The 15,121-nt window shown below is 65.9% G+C and carries 14 protein-coding genes; 7 read left to right on the forward strand and 7 right to left on the reverse strand.

The features are described 5' to 3' along the window. Position 1 precedes the first annotated feature (1 nt). Positions 2–2,473: a DUF4394 domain-containing protein gene (locus tag WDO72_12795; protein MEJ0086557.1), complete on the reverse strand. Its 2,472-nt coding sequence runs from the start codon at positions 2,471–2,473 to the stop codon at positions 2–4. 558 nt (positions 2,474–3,031) lie between these two features. Here WDO72_12795 and WDO72_12800 point away from each other — a divergent pair. Further along, entirely contained in the window at positions 3,032–4,666 is a 1,635-nt protein-coding gene (locus WDO72_12800) for a DEAD/DEAH box helicase (protein MEJ0086558.1), read from the forward strand. Between the two features lie 38 nt (positions 4,667–4,704). Here the strand turns inward: WDO72_12800 and WDO72_12805 are convergent, their stop codons facing one another. The 4 genes from WDO72_12805 to WDO72_12820 form a co-directional block, all read right to left on the reverse strand. After that, complete coding sequence (locus tag WDO72_12805; protein MEJ0086559.1) at positions 4,705–4,842, reverse strand: hypothetical protein; 138 nt, start codon at positions 4,840–4,842, stop codon at positions 4,705–4,707. Between the two features lie 66 nt (positions 4,843–4,908). Then, the gene (locus tag WDO72_12810) at positions 4,909–5,232 is read right to left on the reverse strand and encodes a hypothetical protein (GenBank protein ID MEJ0086560.1); all 324 of its coding nucleotides are present in this window, start codon (positions 5,230–5,232) and stop codon (positions 4,909–4,911) included. A gap of 307 nt (positions 5,233–5,539) precedes the next feature. Continuing rightward, positions 5,540–7,366: a glycoside hydrolase family 2 TIM barrel-domain containing protein gene (locus WDO72_12815; GenBank protein ID MEJ0086561.1), complete on the reverse strand. Its 1,827-nt coding sequence runs from the start codon at positions 7,364–7,366 to the stop codon at positions 5,540–5,542. Between the two features lie 73 nt (positions 7,367–7,439). Then, positions 7,440–8,051 (reverse strand): class I SAM-dependent methyltransferase, encoded by a 612-nt coding sequence (locus WDO72_12820; GenBank protein MEJ0086562.1) that lies wholly within the window; start codon positions 8,049–8,051, stop codon positions 7,440–7,442. Between the two features lie 467 nt (positions 8,052–8,518). Between WDO72_12820 and WDO72_12825 the strand changes: the two genes are divergently transcribed. Both WDO72_12825 and WDO72_12830 read left to right on the forward strand, forming a co-directional pair. Continuing rightward, the gene (locus tag WDO72_12825; protein MEJ0086563.1) at positions 8,519–9,754 is read left to right on the forward strand and encodes a PQQ-dependent sugar dehydrogenase; all 1,236 of its coding nucleotides are present in this window, start codon (positions 8,519–8,521) and stop codon (positions 9,752–9,754) included. After that, positions 9,751–10,224 carry a cytochrome c gene (locus tag WDO72_12830; protein MEJ0086564.1) on the forward strand — a complete coding sequence of 158 codons (474 nt, stop codon included), beginning with the start codon at positions 9,751–9,753 and terminating at the stop codon, positions 10,222–10,224. The genes WDO72_12825 and WDO72_12830 overlap by 4 nt, the downstream gene beginning before the upstream one ends. A gap of 73 nt (positions 10,225–10,297) precedes the next feature. On the opposite strand, the gene WDO72_12835 is transcribed toward WDO72_12830, so the two are convergent. Further along, positions 10,298–11,056, reverse strand: a complete 759-nt coding sequence (locus tag WDO72_12835; GenBank protein MEJ0086565.1) for a methyltransferase domain-containing protein — start codon at positions 11,054–11,056, stop codon at positions 10,298–10,300. A 107-nt stretch (positions 11,057–11,163) separates the two neighbouring features. Here WDO72_12835 and WDO72_12840 point away from each other — a divergent pair, with 107 nt between their 5' ends. The 4 genes from WDO72_12840 to WDO72_12855 are packed head-to-tail and all read left to right on the forward strand — an operon-like array spanning position 11,164 to position 14,711. Continuing rightward, positions 11,164–11,859, forward strand: coding sequence for a tetratricopeptide repeat protein (locus WDO72_12840; protein MEJ0086566.1), 696 nt, complete (start codon positions 11,164–11,166; stop codon positions 11,857–11,859). A gap of 7 nt (positions 11,860–11,866) precedes the next feature. Continuing rightward, complete coding sequence (locus WDO72_12845; protein MEJ0086567.1) at positions 11,867–12,847, forward strand: cytochrome c peroxidase; 981 nt, start codon at positions 11,867–11,869, stop codon at positions 12,845–12,847. 49 nt (positions 12,848–12,896) lie between these two features. After that, positions 12,897–13,469 (forward strand): DOMON-like domain-containing protein, encoded by a 573-nt coding sequence (locus tag WDO72_12850; protein ID MEJ0086568.1) that lies wholly within the window; start codon positions 12,897–12,899, stop codon positions 13,467–13,469. A 36-nt stretch (positions 13,470–13,505) separates the two neighbouring features. Next, the gene (locus WDO72_12855) at positions 13,506–14,711 is read left to right on the forward strand and encodes a DUF1343 domain-containing protein (protein MEJ0086569.1); all 1,206 of its coding nucleotides are present in this window, start codon (positions 13,506–13,508) and stop codon (positions 14,709–14,711) included. 29 nt (positions 14,712–14,740) lie between these two features. Here WDO72_12855 and WDO72_12860 read toward each other — a convergent pair whose 3' ends face one another. After that, positions 14,741–15,076, reverse strand: coding sequence for a UrcA family protein (locus WDO72_12860; GenBank protein ID MEJ0086570.1), 336 nt, complete (start codon positions 15,074–15,076; stop codon positions 14,741–14,743). Between the last annotated feature and the right edge of the window lie 45 nt (positions 15,077–15,121).

Genomic DNA, 15,121 nt, shown 5'->3' on the forward strand with positions numbered 1-15,121 from the left:
ATTATTGCAGGCGCACCGCCAGGGCCGTGATCACCGTGGTGGCGTTCGAACCTAACAAGCCAAGCGACGTCAACGCGCCGGTCGAGAGATTGACACGGTACAGCGTCGACCGCGTGTCCGCGGTTTTCTGCAGCGCGGCGAGCGCAAGTCCGTTCTCGCCGCCTGCGATGTCGAAGCCGCCTTCGGTCAGGAAGCCGCCGTCGACGTTGAACGGGCTGCCGACCGTGGCCAGCGCTCCGCTGATCGAGGTCTGGCGCACGAGTTGACCGCCCGCGGCCAGATCGATCGCGTACTGCGTCGCAGCCGTGGCGCCGGCGAAGTTGTTGTTGAAGGCGGTTCCGACCACCAGCGGCGTCGCGGGATTCAGCGCGCCGTCGGTGATGACCGTCCCGGCATCCACGTCGATGCGCAGGTTCTGGCCCGTGTCGCTCTGCACCCGCAACACGTTGTCGACCGGACTGAAGTCCACACCGAAGTGCGTGCCCGCAAGCGCCGTGAATGCGTCGGTGCTGTCGAGTGTGTTGGCGGTCAGCGTCACGCTGCCCGATACCGCACCGGTCGCCGTGTCCACGGTGTAAATACGCCCTGCATCGGTGAGCGCGTACAACACGCCGTTCGACGCACGCACGTCGAAGCCGACGATGGCCTCGCTGCCCTGCAGGCCCGTGATCGGCACATCCGTATCGAACGTGCCGGGCGTCAGCGGTTTGAAACTTACCAGGTGGTCGTCGGAGGTGAGCGCGAACACGGTGGCCACCGGCAGGTGCCCATACGCCAGACCGCGCACCTTTTCTCCACCCGCGATCGTGTCGATGCGGGTGGCCGCGCCGTTCGTGAGGTTGATGGTGAACAGGTCCGAGGTGGCCGCACCGCCGATGTTGAGCGCCGCCAGTCCCCGGTTGTCGAGACCCGAGATGTCGAAGCCCGCGACCGGGCCGACGTCGCCGACGCCGAGCGGGCCGACGGTCTGGACGTCGCCATTGATGGTGCTGCCCGACGTGCGGCCCACGATCTGCAGCGCATCGGTGGTCGCGTCGATGGCGTAGTAGTTCGAGAGGATGGTGCCGACGAAGCTGTTGCCGTACGCCGCGTCGCCGAATACCGAGCCGGCCGGGTTCAGATCCGGATCCGTCTTGACCTCGCCGGTGTCGGGCGTCACGCGAAAGCTGGCGCCGAGATCGGTGTTGACGCGGATCAGGTCCTGGCCCGGGTTCACGTCGAACGCGAAGTTCGTGCCGGTCAGCGCCGTGAACGGCAGGTCGTCGCCGAGCAGCGCCGCGAGCGTGGCCTTCGCCGTCAGCGCGCCGGTCGCGGTGTCGACGGTGTACAGGTTGCCGCTGCTGCCGAGCGCGTACATCGTCGCGTCCGCCGGACGCACGTCGATGCTGACGATGTTCTCGCCGCTCTGCTGTCCGCTCAGCGTCGCGGTGGTGCAGGCCTTCTGTGGCAGCGCGGCGTTGAACGAGATCAGCTTGTTGGACTCGGTCAGCGCGTAGATATCGCCGGCAAGTTGCGCCGGGGCGGTGGCAGGCGGCGCGATGGCGGTATCGCGCACCAGCTCGTTGGCATCGAGGCGTGTCACGGCGCCCGCGGTGGCGGCGACGCCGCTAGTTAGATCCACCTGGTACGAGGTTGGCACTCCGCCGACGACCAGCACGGCATAGCCGGTGTTCGTGCCGTCGGCCGCCGTGGCGATCTCGAAGTCGCCGACCGCGGTGGTGTCGACGCCGAGCGCGCCGACGACGCTGACCGCGCCGCCGTTCGGATCCGTGGTGGTCAACAGCTGATCGGTGGCCGCGTCGATGTAGTACAGCGTGGAGCGGCAGGCGTTGGCGAACGCATTCGAATAAGCGGCGCCGTTGACGCCGGTGCGGGTCGCGCCGCCGCTCGAGAGCGGGGCGTCGGTGATCGTCGCGCCGGTGTCGACGTCGATGCGCAGGTTCTGACCCGTGTCACTGACCACGCGCAGGCGATCCGCGACCGGATTGAAGTCGACGCCATATTCGGTGCCGGACAGGGCCGTGAACGCATCGGTGCTGTCGCCGCTGTCGGCGGCCAGCACGGATTTCTGCGTGGCCACGCCGCTGGTCGTATTGATCGTGTAGATGCGGCCGGTACTGCCAAGTGCGTACAACTCGCCCGGTGTGGCGCCGCCGGCGCGGATGTCCACGCCGAGCACGGTTTCGCCCGCTTGCAAGCCGGTGATGGCGACGGCCGTATCGAGTGCCGGGGCGGCACGATCGAACGTCACGAGCCGGCCGGTGCTGGTAACCGCGTAGGTGTCTCCCGAGGTGACGCCTGCCCCGGGCGCCGGGACCGGAACCTCCGCCGGGGGATTTGCCGGCGGATTGACCGGCGGTGGATTGTTACCCGAAGGCGGGGGACTGCCGCCACCGCCGCCACCGCAGGCACTGAGAGCAGAAAGAATGAGCGATGTCGCGAGTAGGTTGCGACCAACACGATGCGTAGTCATGGGTTCCCTCGGGTATTCGTATGAATCCGTTCGGTGTCAGACTACGGATGCTTATCGTCTGCGAATGCAGACAAATCCCGACACCCATGCACGAAATTTCTGCGGTCTGCGGTCAGCCGCCGCCTACGCATTTGCACGCGGACGACATCGATTAGTTAGAGCGTCTGATGCGGAAGGAACGGCTTCGTCCGCTCGCGAACCGCCGGCTGCGGAGTTCGCGCTGCGCCTTGGCAGGTGGACTGCGCCAGGTCGATTTCAACCCTTTCTGCGCGCCTTTCCGGTCTCTTTCCCTGATTTCGCTGTGCGTGGCCGCTCATTTCCGGCGACTGGGGGCGGATTCGCGCGGCTGCCGGCTTTCCCCACCCGGCACCGACCTGTATAGTCGCGTGCAGCTTATCCAGGGTCGCGCGGTCATCGCCCCCTAAAGCCAGCAAGTCCGACAGCGTCATTCGTGACGTAACGATTCGCAAACACACTTCTCGCTAATGACCGCTCCGATCGCCATGGCGATGGGACTGCGAGTCTCTTCATTCCATTCTGGAAGGTATTCAATTGTCCATTTCTCCCCATTCCTCATTGGCGGGTTCGTTCGACCTGCTCGGCCTCAAGCCCGAATTGCTGCGTGCCATCGCAGACAAGGGCTACACGGCGCCAACCCCCATCCAACAACAGGCCATCCCGGCCGTCCTCGCGGGCGGCGACGTGCTGGCCGGCGCGCAGACCGGCACCGGCAAGACCGCCGGTTTCACGCTGCCGCTGCTGCAGAAGTTAGGCGCCCGCCATGGCAAGAACCCGCGCGCGCTGGTGCTGACGCCGACGCGTGAGCTCGCCGCGCAGGTCGCGCAGAGCATCACCGACTACGGCAAATACGTGGACCTGCGCACGCAGGTCGTATTCGGCGGCGTTTCCGAGAAGCCGCAGATCGATCGCGCCCGCCAGGGCTGCGACATCCTGGTCGCGACGCCCGGCCGCCTGCTCGACCTGTGCGAGCAACGCGCGATCTCGCTCTCCGAGGTCGGCATCTTCATCCTCGACGAAGCCGATCGCATGCTCGACATGGGCTTCATCCGCGACATCAAGCGCATCCTGAAGATGCTGCCCCAGCAGCGCCAGAACCTGATGTTCTCGGCTACCTACTCGGACGACATCCGCCAGCTGGCGAATGGCTTCCTGCGCAACCCGACGTCGCTGCAGGTGACGCCGCGCAACGCGACCGCCGACCGGGTGGAGCAGAGCGCCTACCGCGTGCCGAAGGACCACAAGCGGCATCTGCTCGCGCACCTCATCAACGAGGGTAACTGGCACCAGGTGCTGGTGTTCACGCGCACCAAACACGGCGCGAACCGGCTCACGCAGCAGCTCGAGCGCTCCGGCATCAACGCCATGGCGATCCACGGCAACAAGAGCCAGAACGCACGCGTGAAGGCGCTGCAGGACTTCAAGGAAAACCGCATCACCGCGCTCGTGGCAACCGAGGTCGCGGCGCGCGGGCTCGACATCAAGGAGCTGCCGCACGTCGTGAACTACGAATTGCCGAACGTGCCGGAGGATTACGTCCACCGCATCGGCCGCACCGCGCGCGCCGGGTCGACGGGAGCAGCGATCTCGCTGGTCTCGCCCGACGAGGTGAGCTACCTGCGCGACATCGAGAAGTTGCTCAAGCGGAAGATCGATTTCATCGAGCCGCCGAAGTTCGAGATCAAGGAAGGAACACACGCCCCGCGTAACGCCGATGCGGGCGAGTACCAGCCGCACCAGGATCCGCGGCGCCGTCCGGAACAACGCTCGCATGGCGGGGGCGGCCGGAGTCACGGTGGTGGCGGTGGCCGTCGCGGCGGCGGTGGCGGTGGTGGGGGCCGGCGCGAGCCCGGCCGCGCCAGCCACGATGCCTATCTACCGGCCGGAGGAACGAATGCAGCGGCGGCTGGCACAGGCTCGGGGCAGCCGGCAACCGACGCGCCGCGGCCACAACGCGGTGCCGATCACCGTGGTGGCGGTCAACGTCACGGGCAAGGCGGCAAACCGGGCGGTCGCCCGGGTAGCAAGCCGCACGGCGGACGTCCCGGTGGAGCTCCGCGCGGCGGCAGCCGCGGCGGCCAGAGTGGCTTCGCGCGTGGCGCGCGCTCCGGCACCAGCGGCGGTGGGCGTGGCAACGGCGGCTCGAGTGGCGGTGGCTTTTCGCGGATGGGTTGACCGGCAGCACGCAAGCGGTCATTCGCAGGGAGTCTGGGTCAGATCACCCACGAGGCGACGCGCAGCGCGACGAACAAGCTCGCCCCGACGGCCAGCGAGCGAAGTACCCACACCGCGGCCGTGAACAGTTCCGGCGCGGCAATCGCAACGTGCTGGGTGAAAAAGCGCGTGGCCATGGTCAGGCAAACCTTGGAAAACGCGCGGCCCCGATGGGCCGCGCGCTCGTCCGGCCTGAATGCGGACTATTGCCGCGGGGTCTCAGTGTCGGACTGGGGAGTGCTCGGGTCCGTCGGCGACACGGGCTCGGACTGTGGTGCCGGTGCCGGCGCGGCGCTGCCTCTCAGGCTCGCTTTCCACTCGGCCTTGTCGAGATAGCCGTCGCCATTCGCGTCGGCGCTCGAGAACACGATCTTCGAATCGACCGCCGCTTCGGTCTGCGAAATGCGGCCGTCGCTGTTCGCGTCGAGCGAATCGAATGACGGCGCCTTGCCGGATTTGTCGCCGGCGACCGCCGCGCCCAGCGGAATCAGCGCTGCGATGGTGATGGCAATGAGAGATTTCTTCATAAGGTACTCCTCGCGTTTCAGGTAATGGCGGCGACGCCCGAAACCTCGTTTCGTCGTCTGGCCACGCACCGGAGTTTGCAAGCCACGTGCCACTGCGTTTTCGCCCAACGAGGCGGCCGCATGAAGAATTCCGGCGGCGCGAGTCGCGCTCACCCGACAATCGCGCAGCCGCGCGGCGGCGATCCGCGACAGCCGCTGCCAACCTAACTACAAACAATCACTTGGCGGTCGGCGATCGGTGACGTCGGATGGGACCGACGCGGACATGGCAGGACGGATGTGCGCCCGGTGGGCTCCCGGCGACCGCTCATCGTTGTTTCTGCCGGTAGAAATCCTGCAGCACGAAGAACGCCCGCTTCTTCACGCCGTTCTCGCCGATCAGGCCTTTGCGATTCCAGCCGTCCTGGATGTTCGGCAGCGGGCGGCGCGGCGAACGGAAGTCGACCAGGATCCACGGCGTGGTGCCGCGCCACTGCGGAATCTTGCCGAGCATCGCCAACGTCTGGCGGTAGAGGTCTTCCTGGTATTCCTCGCTGAAACGCGTGAGGCGGTCGCCGTGTTTGCCCTGCAGCGCGTCGGCGCCGAATTCGCTGATCATCACTGGCTTGTCGTAAGCGAAGGTCCAGCGGATGTTTGGCAGCTTGTCGGGCAGGCCGTCGTACCAGCCGATGTACTGGTTGAAGCTCAGCAGGTCGGTGTACGCGCCGAGCGGATCGTCGACGATGCGGTGATCCGGATCGGCGGGATCGACGTGCACTTCCATGGCGGCCGATACCAGCCGCGTGGCGTCGAGCGCGCGTGCGGTGTCTACCAGCGACTCGAGGAATTTCGTGCGCGGCTCACTGACCGGCGTTTCGTTCGCCACCGACCAGACGATGACGCTGGCGCGGTTGCGGTCGCGCGCGATGAGCTCGGTGAGCTGGTTCCTGGCATTGGCGAGTGTTTCCGGGTTCTGCCACTGGATCGTCCAGTACACCGGCACTTCTTCCCACAACATGAGCCCCATCTCGTCGGCGATACGCGCCATGTATTCGTTGTGCGGGTAGTGCGCGAGACGCACGAAATTGCAGCCCAGCTCCTTCGCCCAACCCAACAGGGTCCGCGCGTCATCGGCCGAATACGCGCGTCCACCGCGCAGCGGGTTTTCCTCGTGCAGTGAAATGCCGCGCAGGAAGGTCGGCTTGCCGTTCACCAGGATGTCGGCGCCACGCACCGCCACGCTGCGGAACCCGATGCGGTCCTTCATCGCGTCGCCGCCACCGGCGATCGAGATACGCACGTCGTACAGATGCGGCTGCTCGGGCGACCAGAGCTTGAGGCCGCGGGCCGGCAGGTCGAAGGTCACCAAGCCCTCGGCGGTCGACCAGGCGCGCGACCGGATTCCCGCGGCCGGGATCGCCAATTCGACTTCGATGCGTTCGTGCGCGCCGTCGAGCTGCACCGTCGCCTCGATATGGTCGGTAGCGCCCTTCTTCAACGACACGCGGTAGTCGCGGATCAACAGCGCGGGAGTCTCGACCAGCGCGACGTCGCGGGTGATCCCGCCGTAGTTCCACCAGTCCGTATTGACCGTGGGCACCGCGTCGGCGTGCCGCGTATTGTCGACTTTCACTACCACCGAGTTGCCGGTGGCTTTGAGCTTGCCCGTGACTTCGAATTCGAACGGCGTGAAACCGCCGACGTGCCGTCCGAGCTTGGCGCCGTTGAGGTAGACGTCGGCCTGGTAGTTGGCGCCGCCGAAATGCAGGAACTGCCGCGCGCCGGCCTGGGCCGCGAAGTCGAACGTGGTGCGGTACCAGACCGTGCCTTCGTACCAGAACAGACGGTCGTCCTGCGAGTTCCAGTCGCCCGGCACCATCAACGTGGGGCTGGTGTCGAAATCGTATTCGACGAGTTCGCTGCGGTCGGCCGGCTTGTGATCGAGGAAGTAGCCGCCCGTCGGTTTGGGAGCGGCGTCGAACGCCTCGCGACGGTAGTTATAGAAGCCGTTCTCGTAGGGATCGACGATGACGTGCCACTTGCCGTTCAGCGTGAGCGCCGGGCGGGCGTTGACGTTCTGGAGCGCAGGCGCTGCGCAAGCGGTGGCGGCAGCGAAGCCGAGCAGGGTAGCGAGGCAGGTCGCGGCGGTTTTCATGCGCGCAAGTGTAGCCAGGTTTTGCGCGCCGTTCGTTTTCGGCTGATGCTGCGGTGCCACCGCGCCACGCGGCTCAGCGCTTGCGGCTCACCTCGATGCCGTTGCCGATGTCGAGCAGCACGGAATCCATGTCGCCGCTCTGGCGCACGCGCGCGCGGTACGCCTCGGCCTGCGGACGAACCGCCGCGGGCAGCAGCATGTTGTCGGCGATGATGACCCCGCCGGGCGCGAGTTTGGGATGGACCAGCTCGTAGCAGGGTAAATAGAGATCCTTCCACACGTCGAGCAGCACGAAGTCGAACGGCCCGGCCAGCGACTTCAGTGTATCGAGGCAGTCGCCGGCATGGAATTCGACGCGGGTGGAAAGGCCGGCGCGCGTGAGCGCCTGCCGCGCATGCTCGATCTTGAAATCCCGGAGCTCGAGCGAGAGCACCTTGCCGCCGGTGGCGCGTGCCGCCGCGGCCAGCCACACCGTGGAATAGCCGTACGAAGTTCCGAGTTCGAGGATGCGGCGCGCCTGCGCGCCGGTCGACAGTAGATAGAGAAGCATGCCAACGTCGCGGCCCACCGACAGCAACAACTCGTCGAGATTCGTGGCGGGGTTGAGCGTGCGGCGCTGCTCGTCTTCGGCGCGGCGTTCGAAATCCGCGAGGACGCGTTCAATGACGGGATCGACGAGCGGCATTGTTCACCACGTGCGGACCGACGGGAGAGGGGGTTTTCTGCGAGTGCGCGCGCACCGCGCGGGCGAAATATTGCCCGGTTGCGAAACCGTTGGCGAGCCCCGGGGGCCGCGCGGTCTTGCTAGGCCGGCCAAACAAGGTGGCCGCGCGCCACGCCGGGGTTTGTATCACCGCCGCGCCGGCCGGCATGCCGGGCGCTGGTATTCGCAGCGCGTGCATGGTATCGGCGCGCACGGCAGGAATGATCCGACATCCGGGCGGGCGCAGGGGTTTTCGGCCGTTGCGTTGCCGCACGTTCGCACGCACTATCCTGCCTCCGGCCAAACGGCCGGCAGGTGCCGCGGAACCTGCCAGGAGCGGGTGTTGCGGTAACACCAGCGTGCGCCGATTCCAGGGCCGGTTCCGTTTCATCCGGTGCACTGCACCAGCCCCGGCCGCCGCGCGCCAATATTCGAAACAAGGAACGAACATGCGAAAGATCAGTCTCGCTCGGGTAGTTAGTATCGGATGCGCCGCGTTGATCGCGGGCGTGGCCGTGGCCGCCGACGATGGCCTCAAGCTGCCGGCGGGCTTCACCGCCACGGTGGTCCAGGAAGGCCTCGGCACCGGCCGTCACCTGGTGGTGGCCGCCAACGGCGACATCTACCTCGCCAGCCGCAAGGGCTTGACCGCCATGCGCGACACGAACGGCGACGGCAAGGCGGACGTCGTCACTCCGTTCGGCGACGTGTCGGGCACCGAAGTGCGCCTGTTAGGCGACTGGCTGTATGTCTCCGACGATGTCGGTGTGTATCGCTACGCGCTCAAGAAAGGCGAACTCGTGCCACCGGGGGCGCGTGAAACCGTCGTGGCCGGGTTTCCCAAGGAGCGTCAGCATGCAGACAAGACGTTTGCGCTCGATCCGAAAGGCACGTTGTACGTGAACGTGGGCGCTCCCTCGAACTCCTGCCAGCAGAAAGACCGGCAGGAAGGTTCGCTGGGCAGGAATCCCTGCCCGCTGCTCGAGAAATACGGCGGCGTGTGGGTGTTCGACGGCACCAAGCTCAACCAGACGCCGGCGAACGGCCGGCGCTTCGCCACCGGCATGCGCAATGCGGTGGCCATCGAATACAACGTCGGTCAGAAAGCGCTGTACGCCGCGATCCACGGCCGCGACTCCATCGACACGTTGTTCCCCGCGCTCTACAACGCGCAGGACAATGCGACCCGCCAGGGCGAGGAATTCCACAAGATCGTCGACGGTGGCGATTACGGCTGGCCGTACACGTTCTTCGACACGAAGTTGGGTCATCGCGTGCTCGCTCCGGAATACGGTGGCGATACGAAGAAGACGCCCGAGGCCGGCAAGTATCCGGATCCGCTGGTCGCGTATCCGGCGCACTGGGCGCCCAACGATCTGCTGTTTTACTCCGGCAAGAATTTCCCGGCCAAGTACCAGGACGGCGCATTCATCGCTTTCCACGGCAGCTGGAATCGCGCCCCGGAGCCGCAGGCCGGCTACAAGGTCGTATTCCAGCCCATGAAAGATGGCAAACCCAGCGGCGAGTACGAAGTATTCGCCGACGGATTCGCCGGCGACATGGCGGACAACAGCCCGAACAACGCGCGGTATCGCCCCGTGGGCCTCGCCGTCGGAGCGGATGGTTCGCTGTACGTTTCCGATTCGCAGAAGGGGCGCGTCTGGCACATCTCGTTCAAGAAGTGAGGCAGCGCCAGCTGCGCATCGCGGTGGCGCTCATTGCCGCCACCGCGGTGATCTCCTGCGCGTCCGCGATGGACACGCCTGCGCCGGGCGCGACACCCGCCACCGAACCCGTGGCGAGCGCGGCGCCCGCGCCCGTGGATTCACGGCCCGTGGGGCAGCAGCTGTACGGACGCCACTGCCTCAGCTGTCACCAGGCGGACGGCGGCGGCGTGCCCAACATGCAGCCGGCGATCAAGGGCGGCAGCTGGGTGCAAGGTGATGCACGCGCGCTGGCGCTGTTCGTGATGACGGGCGGATTCGATTCTGCCTCGCGCAAGGACAGCGACGTGGGCAACGTGATGCCGCCGTTTCGCCAGTTGCCGGATGCCGAACTCGCGCAGATCCTGACTTTCATCCGCGCGAAGTTCGGTAACGGTGCCGCTCCCGTCACCGAGGCGCAGGTCGCCGAGGCGCGCGCTACCTTGCCCTGAGATTTTCCGGGCGTTCAGCCCACCGGCGGCGCCGTGATCTGCACGCTCACGATCTTGTTGTTCGCGAGAGTATTTATTTCACGCTGTACAGGTGCACGTAGCGATCGGTCTTGCCCTTGATCGCCGGATCGTAGACGTGTTTGTCCAGAGCGTCGTCCTTGTTGCGCAGGCCGTCGTACGACTTCTCGAACACGAAGCCATGCGAGGTGAGGCTGCGCTTCGACCAGTCCTCGTTCAGGCGATGCAGCTTGCCCGCCATCTCCGGGCCGGTTCCTGCCGCGGCGTTGTGATCGACGATCAGTAGTTTGCCGCCGGGCTTGAGCATGCGTTTCAACCCTTCGATGAAGGCATCGGTGTTGATTTCCGGCCAGCCTTCCTTCTCGTCGACCCAGTACACGTCGTGGTACGACATGACCATGATCGCGAGGTCGACACTGTGCGGCGCGATCTGCATGTAGCTCGCTTCCACCAGGCGGCGCTCGACGTTCCCGAGCCGTCCCGCGCTGAAACGCGCCTTGATGTCGTCCTTTGCGTAGTTGAGATACGGCACGTTGTTGATGGCGAGCACCTTGCCGCCGCCGCCGACCACGCCGGACAGCAACTCGCTGTAGTAGCCGCCGCCGGCGAGGACGTCCGCGACCACCATGCCGGGTTTCACGCCGGCGAACGCCAGGACCTCGGCAGGTTTTTCGCGCGCGTCGCGTTCGCGATCGGCGGCCGTGCGTTCGGGATTCGAAATGGATTTTTCGATGGGGGCCGCGTCCGCGGCGGCGCGCGAGTTGGACGCCAGCAAAACCAGTGACGCCAGGCAGATGGAAGCCAGTATTTTCATGGGGTTCTCCTTGCGGGCATTATGCGAACGCCCTCACGGGCAAAGGAACCAGATCTGGCGCGCCGGATACTCATCCTGGCGAGCCGTGTTTTTCTTCGGGAGCTCCCATGCGTACTTCGATCAAGTTTTTCGCGGCCGGTCTGATTCTCTGCGCGGCGTGTACCGCATTCGGGGCGGGCGGCGGTGAAACGCCGCCGCGGACCCTGGGCGCGGACCCCAACGGCGGCCGGGTCTTGTCGCAGGAGGATCAGGCGCGGCAGCAATACAACTATGGTGTCCGCGCAGTCGGGAAAGCCGACGCAATAGACGCCGGCGCGGCGCGGCAAACCGACGCGAAGAAGCGGGCCAAACTACTCGCCAAGGCCAGGACCGCGTATTCGGCGGCACTGCAGAGGTTCGTGAAAGCTACCGAACTGGATCACAGCATGCACGAGGCCTGGAACTACCTGGGCTACACCAGTCGCAAACTCGGCAACTACAACGACGCGTTGCTCGCATATGACCGCGCGTTGTCGCTCAAGCCCGGCTATCCGGAGGCGATCGAGTATCGCGGGCACGCCTATCTAGCTCTGGACCGTCTGAGCGAGGCGAAGGAAGCGTATCTGGCGCTGTACGCCGGCAACCGCAAGCTGGCCGCGCAGCTGCTCGCCGCGATGCAGGGCTGGGTCGGCGAACATCGCGCCAATGCGGCCGGCGTCGACGGCGCGATGATCGAGTCGTTCGCGGCGTGGGTCAGCGAGCGCAGCACGATCGCGGGTCAGACCGCAGGCCTGACGCGAGAGGGCGCACCCGCCGCCTGGTGAACCGGACTTGAACCTTCGCGGTACTGCCGGGGTGTTGCTGTGCATGATGGCGTGGGCGCTTGCGCCCGCGCATGCCGGCAATGCCTACGAGTGGAAACTGCCGCGTGGGTTTCCAGAGCCCGCCGTGCCCGCGGACAATCCGATGAGCGACGCGAAGGTCGCGCTCGGGCGGCAGTTGTTCGCGGACACACGCCTCTCGAGCACCGGCCGGTTTTCCTGTCAGAGCTGCCACTCGCCCGAACGTGCATTCACCGACGGGTTGCCACGTTCGCGCGGCGCGACCGGAGAGACATTGCCGCTCAACGCGCCGACGCTGTTGAACGCCGTCTACAACGCGTCCCTCGGCTGGAGCGATGCGCGCGTGCGCACCTTCGAGCAGCAGATGCGCGGACCGCTGTTCAACGAACATCCGGCCGAGCTCGGCATGGCCGGGCGCGAGCCTGCGCTGACGCGCGCCTTGTCGGGCAACGCCGCGCTTGCGCGTGCGTTCGGCGCGGCGTTTCCGCAGCAGACGCAGCCCGTCACGGTCGACAACGTCATCCGCGCGATCGCGGCTTACCTGCGCACCTTGCTGTCGGCGTCGTCGCCTTTCGACCGGTACGTGTTCGCGGGCGAACACGACGCGCTCGATGCCGTGCAGAAACGCGGCATGGAGCTGTTTTTTTCCGCTCGCAGCGGTTGTTCGGTCTGTCATTCCGGCATCAATTTCGCCAATGCCTGGATCGACAGCGAACACAGGTCGGCGACGCCGGTATTTGCCGACACCGGCACCGGGCAATTCGTGCGCGTGCCGACCTTGCGAAACCTGTCTGCCACCGCCCCGTACATGCACGACGGACGCTTCGCCACACTCGATGCGGTGCTCGATCACTACGAGAAACTCGCCGTGGATCCCGGCGCCGAAACGCGCCTGCGCCGCGCTCAGCTAACTACCGACGAGCGGCGCGAGCTCACGGCATTCCTACTTTCCCTTAACGACGCTACGTAAAAGTCACCTGACATAATGTCGGTCAACGCGCGTATGCTTGGGATCCAGCATGAACCCAGGACAATCCGTCGCCCGTCATTTCCTGCTGGCCCACCCCGGTGCGCAATCCGGCGCCGCGCAGGACCTCGTGCAGGAACTGTCGGTGAAGATCTCCCGTCCCTCGCAAGACCAGCTCACGCTCGACTATCGGCTCGTCGGCGACCTTGCTTCGCTTCGGCTGCCGGAACCGCGGTCTTCTGTGCGCTCCGACGGGTTGTGGCGCCATAGCTGCTTCGAGGGGTTCGTCGGTCATGCCGGCGCCAACGACTACTGGGAGTACAACTTCTCGCCGTCGGGCGCATGGGCTGCCTACCACTTCACTGGATACCGGGAAGGCATGGCACCGCTGATGAAAGGAGCCGCGCCGCAGATCACGCAAAAAATCGGCAGCGATTCCTGCGAAGTGCTGGCGACGCTCGATTTATCGTGGCTCGCGAAATCGTCGGCGGGTATCGGGCTTCGCCTGGGACTTGCCGCCGTCATCGAAGACCGGGCACGGGTGCTGTCATACTGGGCACTCAAACACCCGACCGGGAAACCCGATTTCCATCATGCAGACAGCTTCGTGGTCGCGCTCGACTGAGAGGCGCGGCGCAGCGCAGGTTAAGCTAGGCCCGTGATCCAATTCGGTATCGATCGTTTATTGGCTGACCGCAATCTGCTCGGCGAGCTCGAGGGGCGGCGCGTTGCGTTGCTGGCCCATCCGGCCTCGATGACCGCGGATTTCGAGCATTCGCTCGATGCGCTGCGCGCGGTGCGCGGCCTTGACATCACCGCGGCGTTCGGTCCGCAGCACGGACTGCGCGGCGACAAGCAGGACAACATGGTCGAGTCGCAGGATTTCCGCGACCCGGTGCATGGCATCCCCGTATTCAGCCTGTATGGCGAAGTGCGCCGCCCCACACCGGAGATGCTGGCGCATTTCGACGTGTTGCTGGTGGACCTGCAGGACGTCGGCTGCCGCATCTACACTTTCATCACCACTCTTCTATATGTGCTGGAAGCCGCCGCCCAGTACGGCAAGACGGTCTGGGTACTGGATAGGCCGAATCCGGCCGGCCGGCCCATCGAAGGGCTCAAGCTGCGCGAAGGCTGGGAGAGTTTCGTCGGCGCGGGCCCGATCCCGATGCGCCACGGCCTCACACTCGGCGAGCTCGGCATCTGGTTCGTGAGCCACTTCCATCTCGCGGTCGACTACCGCGTGATCCCGATGAAAGGCTGGCAGCCGGAAGAGGCGCCGGGTTACGGCTGGCCGCTCGACGAGCGCAGCTGGGTGAACCCGAGCCCGAACGCGGCCAACGTGCAGATGGCCCGCGCCTATGCCGGCACCGTGATGCTCGAGGGCACCACGTTGTCCGAAGGCCGCGGCACCACGCGGCCGCTCGAGTTGTTAGGCGCGCCGGGGCTCGATCCGCGCTCGCTGCTGACGGCGATGCACCGCATCATGCCGGGATGGTTGCGCGGCTGCCGCCTGCGGCCGTGCTGGTTCGAGCCGACGTTCCAGAAACATTCCGGCAAGTTGTGCTCCGGCTTCCAGATCCATGTCGATGACGGCGCCTATCGTCACGGCGAGTTCCGCCCCTGGCGGCTGATCGCCGGCGCATTCAAATGTATCCGCCGGCTGCGCGGCGAGTACCCGCTGTGGCGCGATTTTCCCTACGAGTACGAACGCACGCGGCTCGCCATCGACCTCATCAACGGCAGTGAACTGCTGCGCGAGTGGGTGGACGACCCGGCCGCGACACCGGCGGATCTCGATCGCATCACCTCGCGCGATGAAAACGAATGGGAAGAAGAGCGCTCCGACATCCTGTTGTACCGCTGACCGCAGGATGCCGGCGCCGCAGCGTGCGCTCACCCCACCTTGCTGGATTTCGAAACGTGCACCGAGGTGAGCATCGGCCGATCGATCTTGCTCACGACGTCCGCGAGGGTCTGCTCGTAACAGCGGTACGCGCGCGTGCGTTCGGACATGTTCAGGAATCCACCGACGAGACCGCAGGCCTTGCGTGAGGCGAGCTTGAGCTTGGCGTACACCTTGGCCGCATCTTCCGGATTGTCGAGCGCCTCCTGCGAGAAACGTACGGCGATGCCGTCGGTCTGCGCGTTGGCGGCGAATGAAGCGGGCGCGCACAACAGCGCGGCGATCGTGGCGGCGCCCAGCGCCGCGGTCAGACTGGAACGGGTCATGGCTACTCCTCCGTTTATAAGAGCGGAATCCGCCGGCTCGAAGCG

It is taken from the genome of Pseudomonadota bacterium (genome assembly GCA_037200975.1).
GTDB lineage: Bacteria > Pseudomonadota > Gammaproteobacteria > Steroidobacterales > Steroidobacteraceae > CADEED01.